The following is a 20137-nucleotide window of genomic DNA, read 5'->3' as shown; positions in this document are numbered from 1 at the left end:
CTTTGAGCCTGTACGCGTCACACGCTTCCCAGCGGCCTAACCGGAAGGAATACCATTATGGCGGCACCTGTCGTCAGCATGCAGCAGCTTATCGAAACCGGCGCGCATTTCGGTCACCAGACCCACCGCTGGAACCCCAAGATGAAGCCGTACATCTTCGGTGATCGCAACGGCGTCCACATCATCGACCTGTCGCAGACCGTGCCGCTGTTCGCGCGCGCACTCGAGTTTGTGTCGTCCACCGTCGCCGCGGGCGGCAAGGTGCTGTTTGTCGGCACCAAGCGCCAGGCGCAGGAGCCTGTCGCCGAGGCGGCGCGTCGCGCGGGCCAGCATTTCGTCAACCACCGCTGGCTGGGCGGCATGCTTACCAACTGGAAGACGATCAGCAACTCGATCAAGCGTTTGAAGGCGCTCGAGGAGCAGCTGTCGGGCAACACCGCAGGTCTGACCAAGAAGGAAGTGCTTCAGCTGACGCGCGAGCGCGACAAGCTTGAGATGTCGCTCGGCGGCATCCGCGACATGGGCGGCATCCCGGACGTCATGTTCGTGATCGACGCCAACAAGGAAGAGCTGGCGATCAAGGAAGCCAACACGCTGGGCATCCCGGTTGTCGGCATTCTCGACTCCAACGTGTCGCCCGACGGCATCGCTTTCCCGGTGCCCGCGAACGACGACGCAGCGCGCGCGATCCGTTTGTACTGCGAGGCGGTTGCGATCGCGGCGACCCGCGGTAACCAGCAGCAGCAGGCGCGCAGCGGCGCTGACATGGGCGCGATGATCGAGCCGCCGGCGGAAGAAGCGATCCAGGGCGCGGACGCCCCGATCGACACCGACGTGAACGCCGAAGGCAACGTCATGGCGGCGACCGCGCAGGCGTAATCGCCGGCGCGGCACCGCATCAGCGGTGACGTGCAATTGTCATGGAGGCTGCCTACATGGCGGCCTCCATTTGTTTCATCGCCCCTGTGGCCGCCGCTGAGCGTGGGCGGCCGGGGTGACCAATCACATTCGAGGGACCAGAACGATGGCCGACATCACCGCTTCGATGGTGAAGGACCTGCGCGAGAAGAGCGGCGCGGGCATGATGGACTGCAAGAAGGCGCTGAACGAGACCGCGGGCGACATGGACGCCGCGCTCGACTGGCTGCGCACCAAGGGTCTGGCGGCCGCGCAGAAGAAGTCGAGCCGTACCGCGGCCGAGGGTCTGGTCGGCGTCGCCGTGTCCGGAACCAAGGGTGCGGCGGTCGAGGTCAACTCGGAAACCGACTTCGTCGCCAAGAACGACCAGTTCCAGAACTTCGTGCGCGAAGTGACGCAGATCGCGCTCGCCACGGGCGACGACGTCGAGGCGATCAAGGCCGCGTCGATGCCGTCGGGAACGACCGTCGCCGAGGCGCTGACCAACAACGTCGCGACGATCGGCGAGCACCAGTCGATCCGCCGTGCGCGCAAGCTCGAAGTGTCGCAGGGCGCCGTCGTCGCTTATGTCCACAACCAGCAGTCGCCGGGTCTGGGCAAGATCGGCGTGCTGGTCGCGCTCGAGAGCGCGGCGAACGACGAGGCGCTGCAGTCGCTCGGCAAGAGCCTGGCGATGCACATCGCGGCTGCGTTCCCGAAAGCGCTGAACGAGGGCGACCTCGACGAGGCGGAGATCGAGCGCGAGCGCGCGATCGCGACCGAGAAGGCGGGCGAGAGCGGCAAGCCGGCTGACATCATCGCCAAGATGGTCGAAGGCTCGATCGCCAAGTACCGCAAGGAGCACGCGCTGGTCAGCCAGCTGTTCGTGATGGATGGCAAGACCAAGATCAGCGACGTCGTCGCCAAGGCTGGCAAGGATGCCGGCGCCGAGATCAAGCTGGTCGATTACGTCCGCTTTCAGCTCGGCGAGGGCATCGAGAAGGAGCAGTCCGACTTCGCCGCCGAGGTCGCCGCTGCATCGGGCGTGCCGCAGAACGCCTGACCCGTTCAGCGCCGTGAGGCGCAACGTGTTGTAAATAAGCCGCCGCCCTGGCACCCGCCGGGGCGGCGGTTTGCGTGTCGGGCGGGTTGCTCACACCGGGTCGCGCCTCTAAGGTCCGCCAGCCTTTCCCCAGACCATTCGGAATCGATGACCAAACCGCGCTACAACCGTATCCTGCTGAAATTGTCGGGCGAAGTGTTGATGGGGGAGGGCGGTCTCGCGATCGATCCCACCGTCACCGCGCGCGTCGCCGAAGAGATCGCCGACGTGAAGGCGCAGGGGTTCGAGCTGTGCGTCGTCGTGGGCGGCGGCAACATCTTTCGCGGTATCTCGGGCGCGGCGCGCGGCATGGAGCGCGCCACGGGTGATTATATGGGGATGCTCGCGACCGTGATGAACGCGCTCGCGGTGCAGAACGCGCTGGAGCAGATCGGCGTCGACACGCGGGTTCAGTCCGCGATCCCGATGCAATCGGTATGCGAGCCCTTCGTGCGTCGCCGCGCGATGCGTCACCTGGAAAAGGGGCGCGTCGTGATCTTCGCCGCCGGTGTCGGCTCGCCGTTCTTCACCACCGACAGCGGCGCGGCGCTGCGTGCTGCCGAGATGAACTGCGATGCGCTGTTCAAGGGCACCAGCGTCGACGGCGTCTACGATGCCGATCCCAAGCAGGTGCCGTCCGCCAAGCGGTATGACACGATCGGCTACGACGAAGTTTTGTCGAAGAACCTGCGCGTCATGGACGCGAGCGCGGTCGCCTTGTGTCGCGATTCCAACATTCCGATCGTCGTGTTCAACATCCGCGAGCACGGCAATTTCGCCGCCGTGCTGCACGGTGAGGGCGTGTCGACGATCGTTCAGTCCAACACGGAGAAGTAAGCCATGCCCGCGTATGACAAGGCCGATATCGAGCGCCGCATGAACGGTGCGGTCGAGTCGCTCAAGGGCGATCTCGCCGGCCTGCGCACCGGTCGCGCATCGACCTCGCTGCTCGATCCCGTTACCGTTGAGGTGTACGGCGCGAAGATGCCGCTCAACCAGGTTGCGACCGTTTCGGTACCCGAGCCGCGGATGATCTCGGTCCAGGTGTGGGACAAGAGCAATGTCGGCCCGGTCGAGAAGGCGATCCGTTCCGCCGGACTGGGGCTCAACCCGATCAATGATGGCCAGAACCTGCGTCTGCCGATCCCCGACCTGACCGAGGAACGCCGCAAGGAGCTGGCGAAGCTCGCTGGGCAATATTCGGAGAAGGCCAAGATCGCGGTGCGCAACGTGCGGCGTGACGGCATGGATGCGCTCAAGACCGACGAGAAGAAGGGCGTCTTTTCAGAGGACGAGCGCAAGCGGCTGGAGGGCGAGGTGCAGAAGCTGACCGACGCCACCACCGCCGACATCGACAGCGTCTCGGCCGCGAAGGAAAAGGAAATCCTCGGCAAGTGAGCCAACGTCGGCATAGGGGGGAATGCTGATGGCGACGGCCGTCCAGACGCAAACCGCGGGCGGTGGCGCGGTGCCGCGCCATGTCGCCATCATCATGGACGGCAACGGGCGCTGGGCAAAGAAGCGCCTGCTTCCGCGCGCAGCCGGACACAAGGCGGGGGTCGAGGCGGTACGGGCGGTGACCCGCGCCGCGCGCGCGATGGGGATCGAGGCGCTGACGCTCTACGCTTTCTCGTCGGAGAACTGGCGGCGTCCGGCGGAGGAAGTGAGCGACCTGATGGGTCTGCTTAAATTCTTCATCCGCAACGACCTCGCCGAACTGGTGCGCGAGAACGTGCGGCTGCGCGTGCTCGGTGACTATACGCGCTTTTCGGGTGACGTGGTCGACCTGATCGACGACGCACTGGCGCGTACCGCGGGCAACACCGGTCCAATCCTGGCGATCGCACTCAACTACGGCGCGCAGGCCGAGCTGGTGCGCGCGGCGCAGGCGCTGGCGGCGCGCGCGCGTGACGGAGCGCTCGATCCCGCCGCGATCGACATGGGATCGATCGAACGCGAGCTCGAGACGCGCGAGCTGCCGCCGCTCGACCTGATGATCCGCACGTCGGGCGAACACCGGTTGTCGAATTTCCTGCTGTGGCAGGCGGCCTACGCCGAGCTGCTGTTCGTCGACACCTTGTGGCCCGATTTCGGCGCGCGTGACCTCGCTGCGGCGATCGAGGCGTTTGGGCAGCGGCAGCGCCGCTACGGTGGTCTGTGACGGCACCGACGACGCGGCCGCGTCGCTCCGAACTGGCGCTCAGGACGATGGCGGCCGCAGTGATGGCGGCGGTTGCCTTGCTGGCGCTGTGGATCGGCGGCTTCGCTTATTGGCTGCTGATGGTGGTCATCGCGCTGTTCATGATGGCGGAATGGTCCGATCTGACCGCGACACCCGCGCGCGAGAAGCGACTGGCCCAATATGCGCTATCGGTGCCGCTCGCGATCCTGGCGCCGATCGCGGCGGGGGCGAGTTTTCTCGCGCTCGGGCTGATCGCCGCCGCGTTCTTCTTCGTCGCGATCGTGACGCGGCGTGGCTGGTTGGCGAGCGGCACGATCTATTGCGGACTGCCGGTGCTAGCGCTGGTGCTGATCCGCGAGCAGGATCACGGCCTGCTGCTGTCATTATGGGCGTTGGTGCTGGTGTGGATGACCGACATCGGCGCCTTCTTCGCGGGCCGCGCGATCGGCGGGCCCAAGCTCGCGCCGCGGGTCAGCCCGAACAAGACCTGGGCGGGGCTGATCGGCGGGATCGTCGCCGCGACTGCGTTCGCGTTCGTGCTCCACGTTGGCTACGACCTGCCGCTCAGGCTGCTGCTCGCAACGCCGGTGCTGGGGGTGGTGGCGCAGGGCGGAGACCTGTTCGAAAGCTGGTTGAAGCGTCGCGCCGGCGTGAAGGATTCGGGCAATGTCCTGCCAGGGCATGGCGGATTGCTTGATCGGCTCGACGGGCTGGTGCCGGTCGCGCCGCTCGCCGCGCTGCTCGTCGTTGCGCCGATGATCGTGTGATGCGCACCGTCACCATCCTGGGTGCGACCGGCTCGATCGGCACGTCGACGCTTGATCTGGTCGAGCGTGAACCCGAACGCTTTCGCGTTCGCGCGCTGACCGCCAATTGCGACCTCGGGCGCCTTGCCGCCGCCGCGATCCGCACCCGGGCCGAACGTGCCGTCGTCGCCGACGAGACCTGCCTGCCGGCCCTGCGCGACGCGCTTGCCGGAACGGGCGTGGAGGCTGCGGGCGGCATGCAGGCAGTGTGCGATGCCGCCGAGCAGGGTGCCGACTGGACAATGAGCGCGATCGTCGGGTGCGCCGGATTGAAGCCGACGATGGCGGCGATCCGCGCGGGCGGCACGGTGGTGATCGCCAACAAGGAACCGCTCGTCTCGGCCGGCGACCTGATCGTACAGGCAGCGGTTCGCCACGGCGCAACGCTGCTGCCCGCCGACAGCGAGCATAATGCGGTGTTCCAATGTTTCGACTTCGCGCGGCCCGAACGCGTGCGGCGGATCATCCTGACCGCGAGCGGCGGGCCCTTTCGCGACGCCTCGCTCGAACAGATGGCGGCGGTCACGCGCGAGCAGGCGGTCACGCATCCCAACTGGTCGATGGGCGCCAAGATCTCGGTCGATAGTGCCACGATGATGAACAAGGGGCTCGAGCTGATCGAAGCCGCGCGGCTGTTTCCCATCGCGCCCGAACGGATCGAGATCGTCGTGCATCGCCAGTCGGTCATCCATTCGATGGTCGATTACGTCGATGGCTCGATGCTGGCGCAACTGGGGCCGAGCGACATGCGCGTGCCGATCGCGCACTGCCTCGCCTGGCCTGATCGGATGGCGACGCCGATGGAGCCGCTCGATCTCGTAAAGCTTGGGCGGCTTGATTTCGAGGCGCCCGACCCCGTGCGATTCTGCGCGCTCGCACTCGCGCGCGCGGCGCTGGAAGAGGGGGGCGCACGGCCCGCTATTCTCAATGCCGCCAATGAGATCGCGGTCGCTGCTTTCCTCGGCGGACGGGTGCGCTTTCTTGAAATTGCCGCAATCGTGGAAGATACCTTGGCGCGTTACGCTCCCGAGGCGCCGGAGACGATCGACGCGGTGATCGCGATCGACGCGGAGGCGCGCCGGCTCGCGAGCGAGCGCGTAGAGGATTGCGTGGCTTGATCCAGACACCGGGACTGCTGCTGACCATCCTGGCGTTCGCGCTGGTGATCGGTCCGCTCGTCTTTATCCACGAAATGGGCCATTATCTCGCCGGGCGCTGGTTCGGCGTGAAGGCGGAGGCGTTCTCGATCGGCTTCGGCCGCGAGCTTGCCGGCTGGACCGACAAGCGCGGGACGCGCTGGAAGCTCGCGCTGCTGCCGCTCGGCGGTTACGTGAAGTTCGCGGGCGACATGAGCGCGGCCGGCCGCAGCGATCCCGGCTGGCTGCTGCTGCCGGCGGACGAGCGTGCGCGGACGTTCCAGTCGAAGCCGGTGTGGCAACGCGCCATCATCGTCGCGGCGGGGCCCGCGATCAACTTCGTGCTCGCGATCCTGATCCTGGCGGCGTTCGCGATGGCATATGGCGACGCGCGCACCCCGGCAGTGGTCGGGCAGGCGATGCCCGGCACCGCTGCGGCGCAGGCCGGACTGCGCGCGGGTGATCGCATCCGCGCGCTCGACCACCGACAGGTCGAGACGTTCGAGGACATGGTTCGGTTCGTGAAGATCCGCGCCGGGGAGCGTGTCCGCATCGATTACGTGCGCGACGGCCGACCGGCCAGCGTCGACGCGCGCATCGGCACGCAGGAGCAGCGCGACCGCTTCGGCAATAGCTACCAGGTCGGTTTGCTCGGCATCGCACCGGGGCGCCCGATCGTGCGGCCGGTCGGCCTGTTCGAGGCACCGGTCGTTGCCGTGCGCCGCACCGGCGACATTCTGGAGATGATGGTCGAGACGATCGGGCAGATCGTCTCCGGCCGCCGCTCGGTCAAGGAACTCGGCGGACCGCTCGCGATCGCCAAGGTGTCGGGCGAGCAGATCACGCTCGGCTGGGATGCGTTCGTGTTCCTCCTCGCGCTGGTGTCCATCAATCTGGGGTTCATCAACCTGCTGCCAGTGCCGATGCTCGACGGTGGGCACCTGTTGTTCTACCTGATCGAGGCGGTCAGGCGGAAACCGGTCGGCCCGGAAGCGCAGGAGTGGGCCTATCGCGGTGGATTGGCGGCCGTGCTGGCATTGATGATGCTGGTGACGTTTAACGATCTCGGCAACTTCGGACTGTGGCGGCACCTCGCCGGCTTGATCGGCTGACGCAGGTGTTGCAGGGCGGGCGCGGCCCGGGAGCGCAACGGGTTTTCTCGAAGGTAACATGGTGACGGTTCTGAACGTTTCGACTTCGCGGGCGCGCGCCCTGCCGGCGCTGCTGGGCTGCACCATCATCGCCGGGCTGCCGCTCGCCGCTGCGGCGCAGACCGCGCCGACCGGAGCGCGATCGCCGCGGGCCGCGCAGAATGCGCCGGCGCCGGCCGCGACGGCTGCTGCTCCAGCGACGAACGTCGCACCGGCGGCGCAAGGCGTGATCAAGACGCTGCGCGTCGATGGAACGCAGCGCATCGAGCCGGAAACCGCGCTCAGCTACACCAAGCTGCGGCAGGGGCAGCCGTACAGCAACGAGACGCTCGATCAGGCGATCAAGGATCTGTACGCGAGCGACCTGTTCGCCGACGTGTCGATCTCGGGCGCGGCGACCGGCGACATCGTGATCCGCGTGCGCGAGAACCCGATCATCAATCGCGTCATCCTTGAAGGCAACAAGCGCCTGAAGGAAGACAAGATCACCAAGGAGATCAAGCTCAAGCCGCGGCAGATCTTCACGCGTTCCGCGGTGCGCGCCGACGTGGCGCGCATCGTCGAATTGTACCGCCGCCAGGGGCGTTTCGCGGCGTCGGTCGATCCGAAGATGGTCAACCTCGACCAAAATCGCGTCGACGTGGTGTTCGAGATCAGCGAGGGGCCGAAGTCAAAGGTCCGACAGATCAACATTCTCGGCAACGAGAAGTTCGACGACGGTGAGCTTCGCGCGCAGATGGCGACCAAGGAGTCGCGCTTCTTCCGCCTCTTGTCGTCCAACACGTCGTACGATCAGGACCGTCTCGCCTACGACCAGCAGAAGCTGCGGCAATTCTACCTGACGCAGGGCTACGCCGATTTCCGCGTGACCTCGGCGGTTGCCGAGCTGACGCCGGACAAGAAGGACTTCATCATCACCTACGTGGTAGAGGAAGGCCCGCGCTACAAATTCGGCGACATCACCGTCGACAGCGACATCCGCGATTTCGACGGCAAGCAACTCGCCAAGACGCTGTCGATCAAGAAGGGCGATTGGTACAACGCCAAGGCGGTCGAGGACACGATCGACAGCCTGAGCCAGACGACCGGTCTGTTCGGCTACGCCTTCACCGATGTCGCTCCGGAATATAATCGTGATCGCGACGCGCTCACGATGTCGATCAACTTCCACATCGCGCAGGCGCAGCGTACCTATGTCGAGCGCGTCGAGATCACCGGCAACACGCAGACGCAGGACAAGGTGATCCGCCGCGAGGTCCGTCTGGCCGAGGGCGATGCGTTCAACAGCTTCCAGGTCAAGCGCAGCCAGGACCGCATCAACTCGCTGGGTTATTTCCAGGACAAGTTCGAGATCAAGCAGGAGCAGGGGTCGTCACCCGACCGCGTCGTGCTGAACGCGAATGTCGAGGAAAAATCGACCGGTGAGCTTCAGCTGTCGGCCGGCTATTCGAGCCTCGAGCGGTTCATCATCCAGGCGAACATCACGCAGCGCAACTTCCGCGGGCGCGGACAGGAGCTGCGCGCGGGTGTGAACTACTCCAGCTATTCGAAGTCGATCGAGCTGGGCTTCACCGAGCCATATCTGTTCGATCGCAACATCGCGGTCGGTGTCGACGTGTTCCGCCGCGACTATAATTCGTTCAACTATATCGGTAACGATCGCAACACGACCTACGGTCAGGTGTCGACCGGCTTCCAGGTGCGCGCCGGCGTGCCGTTGACCGAATATTGGCAGCTCACCGGCCGCTACGGACTGTCGTACGACGAGGTGACGCTCGACCGGAACACCTTCTTCACCAACGGTCAGTGCGACGTGCTGAAGGCGGGCAGCTATCTCTGCTCGGCACTGGGCAATCGCTTCACTTCGTCGATCGGCTATTCGCTGATCTACGACAGCCTCAACAGCCGCCTGCGCCCGACCGCGGGTCAGCGGCTGTCGTTCAGCCAGGATTTCGCAGGCCTTGGCGGTGACGTGAAGTACATCCGCTCGCGCGTTGAAGGCGCCAAGTTCAAGGGGCTGGGCAAGGGCTTCATCGCGTCGGTGACCGCGGAAGGTGGCTATATCCACTCGCTCGAGGGTGCACGTGCCGACGGCAATGATCGCATCCGCATCAACGACCGCTTCTATCTCGGCATGCCGCAATTCCGCGGTTTCGACATTCGCGGTGTCGGCCCGCGCGTGCTGCGCACGCCGTACACGGTTGATGAGAACGGCAACCAGATCCTCCAGACCGATCGCAGCCAGATCACCGACGACGCGCTCGGCGGTCGTGCCTATTACCTCGCCAAGCTGGAGCTCGAGCTGCCGCTCGGCTCAGGTGCGCGCGAGTTGGGTCTGCGCCCGTCGATCTACGCGCAGGTCGGCAGCCTGTTCGGGCTAAAACGCCCGCCGCTGACGGCGACCTTCCCGACGACGGTGATCGACGGCAAGACGGTGGTGTTGCCGCTGCCGTTGACCAACGATCTCGGCCAGCCGCAATTTACCTACACGCTGGCGGACGGCACTACCGTACCGACGATCTGTTCGGCCGGTATTCCGGGCGCGGGCGGCACCTGCAACGGCGTCGTGCCGAACAATCCGCTGATCCGCGCGAATCCGTTCCAGGAGCAGTATCTGGGTGACTCGGCCAAGCCGCGCGTCACCGTCGGTGTCGGCGTCAACTGGAACTCGCCGTTCGGGCCGCTTCGTATCGATCTCGCCAAGGCACTCGTTACCCAGCCGGGCGACGATCCCAAACTTGTTACCTTCAACGTAGGGACGCAGTTCTGATGAAGACCTTCAAGACCATCCTGCTCGCCGCCGCGCTCGCGACGCCGGGCGTCATCGCCGCCGGTGCTGCCAGCGCACAGGTGAACGGCGTCGCCGTCGCTGATCCGGAGGCGGCCATCGCCAACTCGCGCGCCTTCACCACCGCGGTGTCGCAGATCCAGACGACCTACAAGGCGCAGCTTGACCAGGCGAACACCCGCCGCAACGCGATCCAGGCCGAGCTCCAGCCGCTCGTCACTGCTGCACAGACGGCCGCACGCGCGCCCGGCGCGACCGAGGCATCGCTGCGTCCGCAGCTCGCGGCGATCCAGGCCAAGGAGCAGGCCGGCAACGCCGAGCTCGGGCGTCTGACCGCGCCGGCGCAGCGCGCACGCGCTTACGCCGCCGAGCAGGTGCAGCGCCAGCTCGCCACCGCGGTGCAGAACGTCGTGAAGGCAAAGAACGTCAGCCTGCTGATCTCGCCGCAGGCGGCGCTGTTCACGCAGCCCGCCGCCGACATTACGCCCGCGATCACCGCCGAGCTCGACCGCCTGGTGCCGAGCGTCAGCACCGCAGTGCCCGCGAACTGGCAGCCGGGTCAGGCCGCTGGTGCCCCGGCCGCAGCAGCGCCCGCCGCTGCCGCGCCGGCGACCAGCAACCGGAAGGCGCCGACCGGTCGGTGAGCGACGCGCACGTGACCGATTCGGTTAGCGCCGAGGTAGAATCGAGCGGGTCGATCGGCCCGCTCGATATCACGCGCGTCATGGCGGCGCTGCCGCATCGTTATCCGATGCTGTTGGTCGACCGCGTCGAGGCGTTGATCCCCGACCGGTCGATCGCCGCGATCAAGGCGGTAACGATCAACGAAAGCTTCTTCCAGGGGCATTTTCCCGGACGTCCGATCATGCCGGGCGTGCTGATCGTCGAAGCGTTGGCGCAGGCGGCGGGTGTGCTCGCGGTGGAGAGCCTGGGCCTCGTCGGCTCGGGCAAGCTCGTCTACTTCATGGCGATCGACGAGGCGAAGTTCCGCGCCCCGGTGGAACCCGGCGTGCTGCTGCGGCTCGAGGTCGAGTTCGTGCAGAAACGTGAGCGCGTGTGCAAGTTTGCCGGTCGTGCGCTGATCGACGGCAAGGTCGCCGCACAGGCGAACTTCACCGCGATGATCGCCGACCCGCCCAAGACGGCGTGATCGCGAGCCTTTTGACTTTCGCGCGCGCGGGCGTTACTCGCGCGCGCTTCCAGGCTGGTCGGAACCAGCCGATGATCGGAGAATAGCCATGAAGACCGGAACGCACCCCGACTACCACATGATCAAGGTGCAGATGACCGACGGCACCGTGTACGAAACCCGCTCCACCTGGGGCAAGGAAGGCGACACGATGACGCTCGAGATCGATCCGCTGGCGCACCCGGCATGGACCGGTGGTCGTGGCCAGATGCTCGACCAGGGCGGGCAGGTCGCGCGCTTCAACAAGCGTTTCGGTGGCGGTCTCACGCTTCGCAAGTAAGCGCATCGGCCGCGGTGGTAATCGCCTGTTAGGGATGCTGATCTAGCATCCCCGGCATGGCAACATTCGCGGCCGAATTTGAACCAGCACAAACGCAAGGCCGGCGCCGCGCTCCGCGTGCGCCGGTTTCCTTTGACGCGGGGCTCGGCGGGCAGGGCGGTATAGGGCGCACCTTGTGCAAGGTCGTCGATCTGTCGCAGCACGGCTGTCGGCTACACACCTATAGCGCGATGAAGCGCGGCCAGACGATCTGGCTCAATCTGCCGCAGATTGGTCCGATCGCCGCCGACGTGCGATGGGCCGACGATTTCGTCGCCGGCTGCCAATTTCACGCATCGCTCGACGAGGATGCGTATAACGCGCTCCTGGAACGCTTCGCCTGAGCCACAAGCGATTGGCGGAGAGAGTGGGATTCGAACCCACGGTGAGCGTGAACCCACGGCGGTTTTCAAGACCGCTGCCTTAAACCACTCGGCCATCTCTCCGCGCTGGTGCCGCTTAGGCCGGTTGCGGTGTCGCGTGCAAGCCCGGCGACAATTGGCGGTTTGCCTGCCTGCTAGGCTGTGTCAGAACGCGTTTATGCGAATTGTGCGAGTGATCCGTGCCGCGTGGCGCACCGGTGTCGTGGCGACGGCCTGCCTTCTGATCGGCGGTTCGCCCGCGGGCGCGCAGGATGAAAGCGGGTTTCAAGCCTATCTGACCGGGCTGCGTGCGCAGGCGATTTCGGCCGGTGTACGGCCGGCGACGGTCGATGCGGTGCTTCCGACCTTGACCTACAATCCCCGTGTCGTCGGGCTCGACCGCCAGCAGCCCGAGCAGAACAGCAACAGCGCAGTTCCGATGTTCGCGCCCTATCGCACGCAGCACGTCGACGCGGCACGGATCCGGCGCGGTCGCGCGACCTACCAGGAACAGCGCACACGGCTGTCGCGCGTCGAGGCGCAGACCGGCGTGCCCGAGGAGATCATGGTCGCGATCTGGGGGCATGAAACGAATTACGGCGCCTACACCGGCAATTTCGATCTGCTGCGCGCACTCGCCTCGCTCGCCTACGAGGGGCGCCGACGCAGCCTGTTCCAGGGTGAGTTCATCGCGGCGTTGAAGATGATCGATCGCGGTGTTCCTCGCGCGCGGTTGGTCGGCAGCTGGGCGGGGGCGACGGGCAACCCACAATTCCTGCCCTCCGCCTATCTGCGGCTCGCGCGCGACGCTGACGGCGACGGCTTTGCCGACATCTGGAACAGCGCGCCCGATACGCTCGCCTCGATCGGTAATTATTTTACCCAGGCGGGCTGGCGCGCGGGCGAGCCATGGGGGGTCGCCGTTGACGTGCCGCCGGGCTTCGATCGCGCTGCTGTCTCAAACCGGCTCGTCTCGCCGCGTTGCCCGCGCGTGTTCGCGCGGCACAGCGGCTGGCGCACGATGGCGGAATGGCGCGCACTGGGTATCTCGCCGCAGCGTGGCTATTGGCCGCGTGAGACGGTGCAGGCGGTGTTGATCGAGCCCGATGGACCTGGCCGGACTGCCTATCTGCTGACGGGCAATTACCGCGTGATCCTCGACTATAATTGCTCGAACTTCTACGCCTTGTCGGTGGGATTGCTGGCCGATGAAATCGCGCGCTAGCCTGCTGCTCACGCCGCTGCTGCTCGCAGCGCAGCAGCCCGACGCCGCGATTTCCGGACCACGCGGCACGGCGGGCAATGGCGATGCCGGTGCGTACGACCATGTCGGGCGAGCCACCACCGGCGAGGGCACAACGTTCACCGCCGCACACGCGCAGCTACCGCTCGGATCGGTGGCGGAGGTCACCGCGCTCGACAATGGGCAGATCACGCTCGTGCAGGTGACGGCACGGCCGGCGGGACCCAGCAACGCCGAGATCATCCTCTCGGCCGCGGCTGCGCACGCACTCGGCCTGTCGAGCGGTAACGATACAGTGCGGGTGCGCAGCATCCAGCCGAGTGCTGCCGACCTTGCCGCGCTGCGCGCCGGAACCAGCGCTTCACCGCGCCTTCCCGCGCCGGACGCGCTGCTCCGTGCGCTTCGCCGCCAAGCATCTGGGCGAGCGGCGGTGCAGAGCGAGACCCGATCGGTTGTCGTAAAGGTTCCCGGTGCAGTTCGACCCAAGGTCGCCGCGCCAGCAGCCGCGCCCAAGATCACCGCGGTCGCGACCAAACCGAAAACGATCGCGACGGCCGGGCGGCCACCGGTCCGCGTGACCGGGCCGCTCGTGCAGGTGGCTGCCCTGCGCGACGAAGCGCGCGCCCGTGCAACCGCGCGTGCGCTCGGCGGATATGTCGAGCAGGCGGCGGGGCTGTGGCGCGTCCGGCTCGGCCCGTTCGCCGATCGCACCGCGGCGCAGCGCGCACGTGACGCCGCGGTTTCGCGTGGTTATGGTGGCGCTTCGATCATCCCTGCTCCTTGAACGACCGCGCGAGTGCGGCCCCAAGTGGAAAGTGCGTCCATGTCCAAGTTCCTAACCGCGCTCGCGGTCCCCGCCGTTCTCGTCGCCGCGGCCTATCCGGTCGCCGCGCAGGCGCCGTCCGCGCCGCAATTCGACACGCCTGCGCCGGTCGCCTTCATGGAAGACTTGTCGTCGGGCGCGGTGCTGTTCGCGAAGGATGCCGATCGTCGCATGCCGCCCGCATCGATGGCGAAGATGATGACGGTCTACACCGCGTTCGAGATGCTGCGCAAAGGCGACATCCGGCTTGACCAGGAATTGGAGGTGCGCCCGGAGACGTGGCAGAAGTGGCACGGACCCGCGGCAGGTTCGACCATGTTCCTGGCGGCGGGTGAGCGCGTCTCGGTCGCCAACCTGCTCTACGGCATCGTCACGCTGAGCGGCAACGACGCCTGCGTGGTGCTGGCCGAAGGATTGTCGGGTACCGAGCCCGCCTTCGTCGATCGCATGAATGAGAATGCGAAGAAACTGGGCCTCACCAACAGCCACTTCGGTACGTCGAACGGCTGGCCCGACAACGGCGTCACCTACGTCACCGCGCGCGACCTCGCCAAGCTCGCGGCCGCGACGATCGAGGAGCACCCGAAGCTCTACAAGCAATTCTATTCGCGCCGGGATTTCACCTGGGGCAAGACGATGGGTGGCAGCCAGATCACCCAAGCGAACCGCGATCCGCTGCTCGGCCGCGTCGCGGGCGCCGACGGGTTGAAGACCGGTCACACCGAGGAGGCGGGCTATGGCTTCACCGGCTCGGCGGAGCAGAATGGTCGCCGGCTGGTGATGGTGCTGGCGGGACTTACCAGCTTCAATCAGCGCGCGTCCGAATCGGTGCGCTTCATGGATTGGGGCTTCCGCGCCTGGCAGTCGAAGCCGGTGGTGAAGGCTGGTCGCGTGGTGGGCCAGGCCGACGTGCAGATGGGCGATACGACTTCGGTCGACCTGGTCGCGCCGCGGGCAGTCGCAGTATCGTTGCCCGCCGGAACGAGCCCGGCGGTAACGGGCAAGATCGTCTACCAGGGTCCGCTCAAGGCTCCGATCAAGGCAGGCACGCACGTTGCGGACCTGGTTGTCAACGCCTCCGGCCTGCCGCAGCAGATCACCCCGCTCAACGCCGCGAACGACGTCGGCGAGGCCGGCTTCTTCCGCCGCGCGTGGCACGGCCTGACCGGCATGTTCGGATAATGCGCGGACGCTTCCTGAGCCTGGAAGGAGGCGAGGGGGCGGGCAAGTCGACCCAGGTCCGCGCGCTCGCCGCCGCGTTGCAGGCGCGTGGGCTCACGGCCCGAATTACGCGCGAACCCGGCGGCAGCGAAGGCGCGGAGGCGATCCGCGCGCTGCTGATGCACGGCGAAGCTGGACGTTGGAGCGCGCGCAGCGAGGCGTTGCTGTTTGCCGCCGCGCGCGCCGACCATGTCGAGAAGGTGATCCGGCCCGCAATCGAACGCGGCGAATGGGTGATCTGCGACCGCTATCTCGACTCGTCGCGTGCCTACCAAGGTGCAGCGGGCGGGATTGCCGATGACGATGTGCTCGCACTCCACGCCTTCGGGTCGGCTGGGCTGTTGCCCGACCGAACCTATGTGCTGACGTTGCCCAGCGAAATGGGCGCGCAGCGCACGGTCGCGCGCGACGGTGCCGGCGCGGATCGCTTCGCCGCGCGCGACGCGACGTTCCATGATGCGGTCGCCGCCGCGTTCGACCGCATCGCCATGCAGGAGCCCGCGCGCGTCCGTCGCATTGACGCGACCGCTGCTCCGGAGGACGTGACCGCCGCGATCCTCGCCGATCTCGCGCCATGGCTGGCGTAGCGCAGGTGGACGATGCAGCGTCGCTCTACGGGCACGATGCCGCCGCCGAGGCGCTGCTCGCGGCGATGCGCGGCGGTGCGCTCCATCACGCCTGGCTGATCACGGGACCGCCGGGGATCGGCAAGGCGACCTTCGCGCGTGCCGTCGCCGCGCGGCTGCTCGCCGAGGGGGTCGAACCCGGCGTCTTGCCGTCGCGCCTTGCATTGCCGGCGCAGCACCGCACCGCCGCGTTGCTCGCGGCGGGTGCGCACCCCGATTATCGCGAGCTGCGTCGCTTGCCCAAGAAGGACGGCAAGGACGGCGAGCTCGCGCGCTCGATCACGATCGATCAGGTTCGCGCGCTGGCTCCGTTCCTGGGCACGATGGCGTCCATGTCGCCGCGGCGCGTCATCGTCATCGACAGTGCCGACGAATTGGAACGGCCGGGTGCATCGAACGCGCTGCTCAAGAGCCTGGAGGAGCCGCCCGCGGGCACGATCTTCCTGCTCGTCAGCCACGCGCCCGGCAGATTGCTGCCGACGATCCGTTCGCGCTGCCGCCTGCTGCGACTGGAGCCGCTCGACGATCAGGCCATGCGCGCGGCGCTCATGCAGGCGCTGCCCGAGGCGAGCGGAGACGACATCGCGGCACTGGTACGCGTGGGCGCCGGGTCGCCGGGACGTGCGCTGCGCTACGCCGAGCTAGAGCTGAGCGACATCGACGAAGCGCTCAACGCGATCGCGCGTGACGGCGATCCGACCACCAGCCGCCGCGCCAAGCTCGCCAAGTCGCTGAGCCTAAAGGCCGCGCAGCCGCGGTACGAGGCGTTCCTCGACCGGGTACCCGGCGTCATCGCCGAGGCAGCGCAGGATCGCCGCGGTGTCGCGCTTCAGGTAGCACTGGATGCTTACACGCAGGCACGCGACGTGGCGGGGGCGGCGCGCGGGCTGTCGCTCGACGCCGGTGGCACCGTGCTCGAACTCGCCGGGCTGGTGGCGCGCCTCGCCGGCGAAGGTGACACGCAAGACGGGGCTGACTTACGTCGAGCGCGCCGCTAGGAGCCGGGGATGGGCCAGCCCTTCTACATCACCACCGCGATCAGCTACCCCAACGGCCGTCCGCACATCGGCCACGCGTACGAAGCGATCGCCGCCGATGCGATCGCGCGTTTTCAGCGCCAGGCCGGGCGCGACGTGCGCTTCCAGACCGGCACCGACGAACACGGGCTCAAGATGGCGCAGACCGCGCGCGATCAGGGGCGTGACGTGCGCGATTTCGCCGGAGAGATGTCGGGTCATTTCAAGCAGATGTGCGACACGCTGGCGATAAGTTACGATCGCTTCATCCGCACCACCGACGACGATCATTACCGCGCCAGCCAGGCGATCTGGCGCGCGATGGAGAAGGCGGGCGATCTCTACCTCGATCGCTACGAAGGATGGTATTCGGTCCGCGACGAGGCCTTTTACGACGAAAAGGAGCTGGTCGAGGGCGAGGGCGGGGTCAAGCTGTCGCCGCAGGGCACGCCGGTCACCTGGACCGCGGAGGAAACGTGGTTCTTCCGGCTATCCAAGTACCAGCAGCCGCTGCTCGATCTCTACGCGCGCGAGCCCGACTTTGTCCGGCCTGAGAGCCGTCGCAACGAGATCATGCGCTTCGTTGAAGGGGGCCTGTCCGATCTGTCGGTGTCGCGCACGACCTTCGATTGGGGCGTGCCGGTGCCCGACAGTGACGGGCACGTCATGTATGTCTGGGTCGACGCGCTGACCAACTACCTGACCGGCGCCGGCTATCCGGACGGCGAGATGCCGTACTGGCCCGCCGACCTGCACCTGATCGGCAAGGACATCGTCCGCTTCCACGCGGTCTATTGGCCCGCATTCCTGATGTCGGCGGGCATCGCGCTGCCAAAAACGGTGTTCGGACATGGCTTCCTGCTTCACCGCGGCGAGAAGATGTCGAAGAGTCTGGGCAACGTCGTCGATCCGCTCGGGCTCGCCGATGCTTTCGGGGTCGACGCCTTGCGCTACTTCCTCTTGCGCGAGGTCAGTTTCGGGCAGGACGGCAGCTATTCCGCCGAGGCGATCGTGACGCGCGTCAATGCCGAACTTGCCAACGCTTTTGGTAACTTGGCGCAGCGCACGCTGTCGTTCATCGCCAAGAACCTGGGCGGTACGCTTCCTGACGCGGGGCGGACCGAGGATGCCGACGCGCAGTTGATCGAGGAGATGGTGGTGGCCTGCGCGGGCCTGCGCACGGCGTTCGACGATCTGATGTTGAGCCAGGGAATCGAGGCATGGTTGCGCGGCGTGTTCGCGTGCAACCAGTATATCGACGCGCAGGCGCCGTGGACGCTGCGCAAGACCGATCCCGAGCGGATGCACGCGGTGCTCGGTACGTTGGTCCGCGCGATCCGCATGCTCGCGATCGCGATCCTCCCGGTGGTCCCGCGTGGCGCGGGGCACGTGCTCGACCTGCTCGGGGCAGACGATCGCTCGCATGCCGCGATCGACGATGATGGCTGGTACGCGCGCATGGTTGACGCGTCGTTTACCCTCAATGCGCCGACGCCCGCATTTCCGCGCCTCGAACTGCCGGCCGACGCCGAGGTGGCGGCCTGATGCTCGCGGACAGTCACTGCCACCTGAACTACAAGGGCCTGGCGGAGGATCAGGCGTCGATCCTCGAACGCGCGCGCGCGCGCGGCGTCACTGCGATGCTCAACATCTCGACGCGCGAGAGCGAATGGGACGAGGTGCTCGCCACCGCCGAACGCGAGCCTGATGTCTGGGCGAGTGTTGGCATCCACCCGCACGAGGCCGACCAGCATCCCCACATCGACACGGCCAAGCTGGTCGAGCGCGCCGCGCACCCGCGCGTCGTCGGCATCGGTGAGAGCGGTCTCGATTACTACTACGACCATTCTGACCGTGCACGCCAGCAGGCGAGCTTCCGCGCGCATATCGCGGCCGCACGCGCCGCGCGCGTTCCGCTCATCGTCCACACGCGTGAGGCGGAGGACGACACGATCCGCATCCTCAAGGACGAAATGAAGCATGGCGCCTACACCGGGGTGATCCACTGCTTCACTGCCAGTGGCACGTTCGCGAACAAGGCGCTCGACTTCGGCTTGTACATTTCAATCTCGGGCATCGTGACTTTCAAGAACGCGCGCGATTTGCAGGTGACCGCGGCGCGGTTGCCGCGCGAGCGGTTGCTGATCGAAACGGACGCGCCGTTCCTCGCGCCCGTTCCCCATCGCGGCAAGACCGGGGAACCAGCCTTCGTCGCTGACACCGCTGAATTCCTTGCCCGCCTGCGGGGCGAAAATGTCGAGGATCTGCAGGCGTATACTGCCGATAACTTCCACCGGCTGTTCAGCAAGACAAAGGCGCGGGCAGGGGCGTGAAAGTCCGCATCCTAGGATCGGGCACGTCCTCGGGCGTACCGCGCATCGGCAACGATTGGGGTGCCTGCGATCCGACGGAGCCGCGCAATCGACGTAGCCGCGCGTCGATCCTGATCGAGCATGACGGCACGCGCATCCTGGTCGATACCGGACCCGACATGCGCGAGCAGCTATTGGCGGCGGACGTGGGCGTCGTCGATGCAGTAATCTGGACCCATGCGCACGCCGATCACGTATTCGGCATCGACGACCTGCGGCAAGTTTATCACGCCCGTGGAAATCCGGTGCCGGGGTTCGCGAGACCCTCGACGGCGACGGCACTATGCCGACAATTCGGCTACGTGTTCGAGGGTGCGGGCGGCTACCCGCCGACGGTCGATCTGCGGCACTTAGACGACGAGGTCGTGATCGGCAGCGTCCGTGTGCGCGTCGCCGACCAGCCACACGGGTCAATTACCTCCGCGGGACTCCGGTTCGAGGGAGCGGCGGTCGCGATCGGCTATGCGACCGACATCAGCGGCATGACTGGTGACCTGCACGCGCTCTACGCCGGGCTGGACGTGTGGATCGTAGACGCGTTGCGGCGTCGTCCGCATCCGTCGCACGCCGATCTGCCGACCGTTCTCGGATGGATCGACACGCTGAAGCCGCAGGCGGCGGTGCTGATCCACATGGATCAGTCGATGGATTACCGGACGCTGTGCGCGGAGCTGCCGACAGGGGTGGAGCCCGGTTATGACGGCTGGGAGCGTCACTGGTGAGCGATCGCGTGTTCCAGGTACTATTCATCGGGTTGCTGCTGGTGCTGCCGATATCGGCGCTGGCGGCCCGTCGCGTGCCGGGAAGCACGATTATTCGCTATGCGGCGGCGTGGGTTCTGGTGTTCGGCGTCGCGCTGCTCGTCGTGTCAGCACTCGATTGACGTACGTATGTTTTACATAAT

22 protein-coding genes and 1 tRNA gene are annotated in these 20137 nt (G+C 66.6%); 22 read left to right on the top strand and 1 reads right to left on the bottom strand.

From position 1 onward, the window contains the following. The first annotated feature begins 57 nt into the window (after positions 1 to 57). The 13 genes from rpsB to Q0579_RS16360 all read left to right on the top strand — a co-directional run bounded on the left by rpsB (position 58) and on the right by Q0579_RS16360 (position 11914). The gene (gene rpsB, locus Q0579_RS16420; RefSeq protein WP_298814315.1) at positions 58 to 879 is read left to right on the top strand and encodes a 30S ribosomal protein S2; all 822 of its coding nucleotides are present in this window, start codon (positions 58 to 60) and stop codon (positions 877 to 879) included. Between the two features lie 145 nt (positions 880 to 1024). Further along, positions 1025 to 1960 carry a translation elongation factor Ts gene (tsf, locus tag Q0579_RS16415; RefSeq protein WP_298814313.1) on the top strand — a complete coding sequence of 312 codons (936 nt, stop codon included), beginning with the start codon at positions 1025 to 1027 and terminating at the stop codon, positions 1958 to 1960. Between the two features lie 147 nt (positions 1961 to 2107). Further along, complete coding sequence (gene pyrH / locus Q0579_RS16410) at positions 2108 to 2836, top strand: UMP kinase (RefSeq protein ID WP_298814311.1); 729 nt, start codon at positions 2108 to 2110, stop codon at positions 2834 to 2836. Positions 2837 to 2839: 3 nt separating this feature from the next. Next, on the top strand, positions 2840 to 3397 hold the full coding sequence (frr, locus tag Q0579_RS16405; protein WP_298814309.1) for a ribosome recycling factor: 558 nt from the start codon (positions 2840 to 2842) through the stop codon (positions 3395 to 3397). Between the two features lie 22 nt (positions 3398 to 3419). Next, positions 3420 to 4160, top strand: a complete 741-nt coding sequence (locus Q0579_RS16400) for an isoprenyl transferase (RefSeq protein ID WP_298814307.1) — start codon at positions 3420 to 3422, stop codon at positions 4158 to 4160. A gap of 47 nt (positions 4161 to 4207) precedes the next feature. Then, the gene (locus tag Q0579_RS16395; RefSeq protein ID WP_298814589.1) at positions 4208 to 4948 is read left to right on the top strand and encodes a phosphatidate cytidylyltransferase; all 741 of its coding nucleotides are present in this window, start codon (positions 4208 to 4210) and stop codon (positions 4946 to 4948) included. Continuing rightward, positions 4948 to 6105 carry a 1-deoxy-D-xylulose-5-phosphate reductoisomerase gene (gene dxr / locus Q0579_RS16390; protein ID WP_298814305.1) on the top strand — a complete coding sequence of 386 codons (1158 nt, stop codon included), beginning with the start codon at positions 4948 to 4950 and terminating at the stop codon, positions 6103 to 6105. Before Q0579_RS16395 ends, dxr begins: the two co-directional genes overlap by 1 nt. Then, complete coding sequence (gene rseP / locus Q0579_RS16385; RefSeq protein ID WP_298814303.1) at positions 6102 to 7235, top strand: RIP metalloprotease RseP; 1134 nt, start codon at positions 6102 to 6104, stop codon at positions 7233 to 7235. The genes dxr and rseP overlap by 4 nt, the downstream gene beginning before the upstream one ends. A 58-nt stretch (positions 7236 to 7293) precedes the next feature. Continuing rightward, positions 7294 to 10044 carry an outer membrane protein assembly factor BamA gene (gene bamA, locus Q0579_RS16380; RefSeq protein WP_298814300.1) on the top strand — a complete coding sequence of 917 codons (2751 nt, stop codon included), beginning with the start codon at positions 7294 to 7296 and terminating at the stop codon, positions 10042 to 10044. Further along, positions 10044 to 10706 (top strand): OmpH family outer membrane protein, encoded by a 663-nt coding sequence (locus Q0579_RS16375; RefSeq protein WP_298814299.1) that lies wholly within the window; start codon positions 10044 to 10046, stop codon positions 10704 to 10706. The genes bamA and Q0579_RS16375 overlap by 1 nt, the downstream gene beginning before the upstream one ends. A gap of 11 nt (positions 10707 to 10717) precedes the next feature. Then, entirely contained in the window at positions 10718 to 11212 is a 495-nt protein-coding gene (fabZ, locus tag Q0579_RS16370) for a 3-hydroxyacyl-ACP dehydratase FabZ (RefSeq protein ID WP_298814298.1), read from the top strand. A gap of 88 nt (positions 11213 to 11300) precedes the next feature. Further along, complete coding sequence (gene rpmE / locus Q0579_RS16365; RefSeq protein WP_019514824.1) at positions 11301 to 11531, top strand: 50S ribosomal protein L31; 231 nt, start codon at positions 11301 to 11303, stop codon at positions 11529 to 11531. 56 nt (positions 11532 to 11587) lie between these two features. Next, complete coding sequence (locus Q0579_RS16360) at positions 11588 to 11914, top strand: PilZ domain-containing protein (protein ID WP_298814297.1); 327 nt, start codon at positions 11588 to 11590, stop codon at positions 11912 to 11914. 12 nt (positions 11915 to 11926) lie between these two features. On the opposite strand, the gene Q0579_RS16355 is transcribed toward Q0579_RS16360, so the two are convergent. Continuing rightward, positions 11927 to 12016, bottom strand: a tRNA-Ser gene (locus Q0579_RS16355). A 112-nt stretch (positions 12017 to 12128) separates the two neighbouring features. On the opposite strand from Q0579_RS16355, the gene Q0579_RS16350 reads away from it, so the two are divergent. Genes Q0579_RS16350 through Q0579_RS16310 form a run of 9 tightly spaced genes read left to right on the top strand, consistent with a single transcriptional unit; the run spans position 12129 to position 20116 of the window. After that, positions 12129 to 13157: a lytic transglycosylase domain-containing protein gene (locus tag Q0579_RS16350; protein ID WP_298814587.1), complete on the top strand. Its 1029-nt coding sequence runs from the start codon at positions 12129 to 12131 to the stop codon at positions 13155 to 13157. Continuing rightward, positions 13141 to 13959, top strand: a complete 819-nt coding sequence (locus Q0579_RS16345; protein ID WP_298814296.1) for an SPOR domain-containing protein — start codon at positions 13141 to 13143, stop codon at positions 13957 to 13959. Before Q0579_RS16350 ends, Q0579_RS16345 begins: the two co-directional genes overlap by 17 nt. 39 nt (positions 13960 to 13998) lie before the next feature. Then, positions 13999 to 15180, top strand: a complete 1182-nt coding sequence (locus tag Q0579_RS16340; protein WP_298814294.1) for a D-alanyl-D-alanine carboxypeptidase family protein — start codon at positions 13999 to 14001, stop codon at positions 15178 to 15180. After that, positions 15180 to 15806 carry a dTMP kinase gene (tmk, locus tag Q0579_RS16335; protein WP_298814293.1) on the top strand — a complete coding sequence of 209 codons (627 nt, stop codon included), beginning with the start codon at positions 15180 to 15182 and terminating at the stop codon, positions 15804 to 15806. The genes Q0579_RS16340 and tmk overlap by 1 nt, the downstream gene beginning before the upstream one ends. Then, positions 15794 to 16843 carry an AAA family ATPase gene (locus tag Q0579_RS16330; protein ID WP_298814290.1) on the top strand — a complete coding sequence of 350 codons (1050 nt, stop codon included), beginning with the start codon at positions 15794 to 15796 and terminating at the stop codon, positions 16841 to 16843. The genes tmk and Q0579_RS16330 overlap by 13 nt, the downstream gene beginning before the upstream one ends. Before the next feature lie 9 nt (positions 16844 to 16852). Further along, positions 16853 to 18406, top strand: coding sequence for a methionine--tRNA ligase (metG, locus tag Q0579_RS16325; RefSeq protein ID WP_298814288.1), 1554 nt, complete (start codon positions 16853 to 16855; stop codon positions 18404 to 18406). Next, the gene (locus Q0579_RS16320; protein ID WP_298814286.1) at positions 18406 to 19194 is read left to right on the top strand and encodes a TatD family hydrolase; all 789 of its coding nucleotides are present in this window, start codon (positions 18406 to 18408) and stop codon (positions 19192 to 19194) included. Before metG ends, Q0579_RS16320 begins: the two co-directional genes overlap by 1 nt. Then, positions 19191 to 19955 (top strand): MBL fold metallo-hydrolase, encoded by a 765-nt coding sequence (locus Q0579_RS16315; protein WP_298814284.1) that lies wholly within the window; start codon positions 19191 to 19193, stop codon positions 19953 to 19955. Before Q0579_RS16320 ends, Q0579_RS16315 begins: the two co-directional genes overlap by 4 nt. Then, entirely contained in the window at positions 19952 to 20116 is a 165-nt protein-coding gene (locus Q0579_RS16310; RefSeq protein ID WP_298814282.1) for a hypothetical protein, read from the top strand. Before Q0579_RS16315 ends, Q0579_RS16310 begins: the two co-directional genes overlap by 4 nt. Positions 20117 to 20137: the final 21 nt, after the last annotated feature.

The sequence above is a fragment of the uncultured Sphingomonas sp. genome (genome assembly GCF_936927845.1).
GTDB lineage: Bacteria > Pseudomonadota > Alphaproteobacteria > Sphingomonadales > Sphingomonadaceae > Sphingomonas.
Note: the sequence above shows the minus strand (reverse complement) of the source record. Positions and strands in the feature narration are given on the sequence as shown.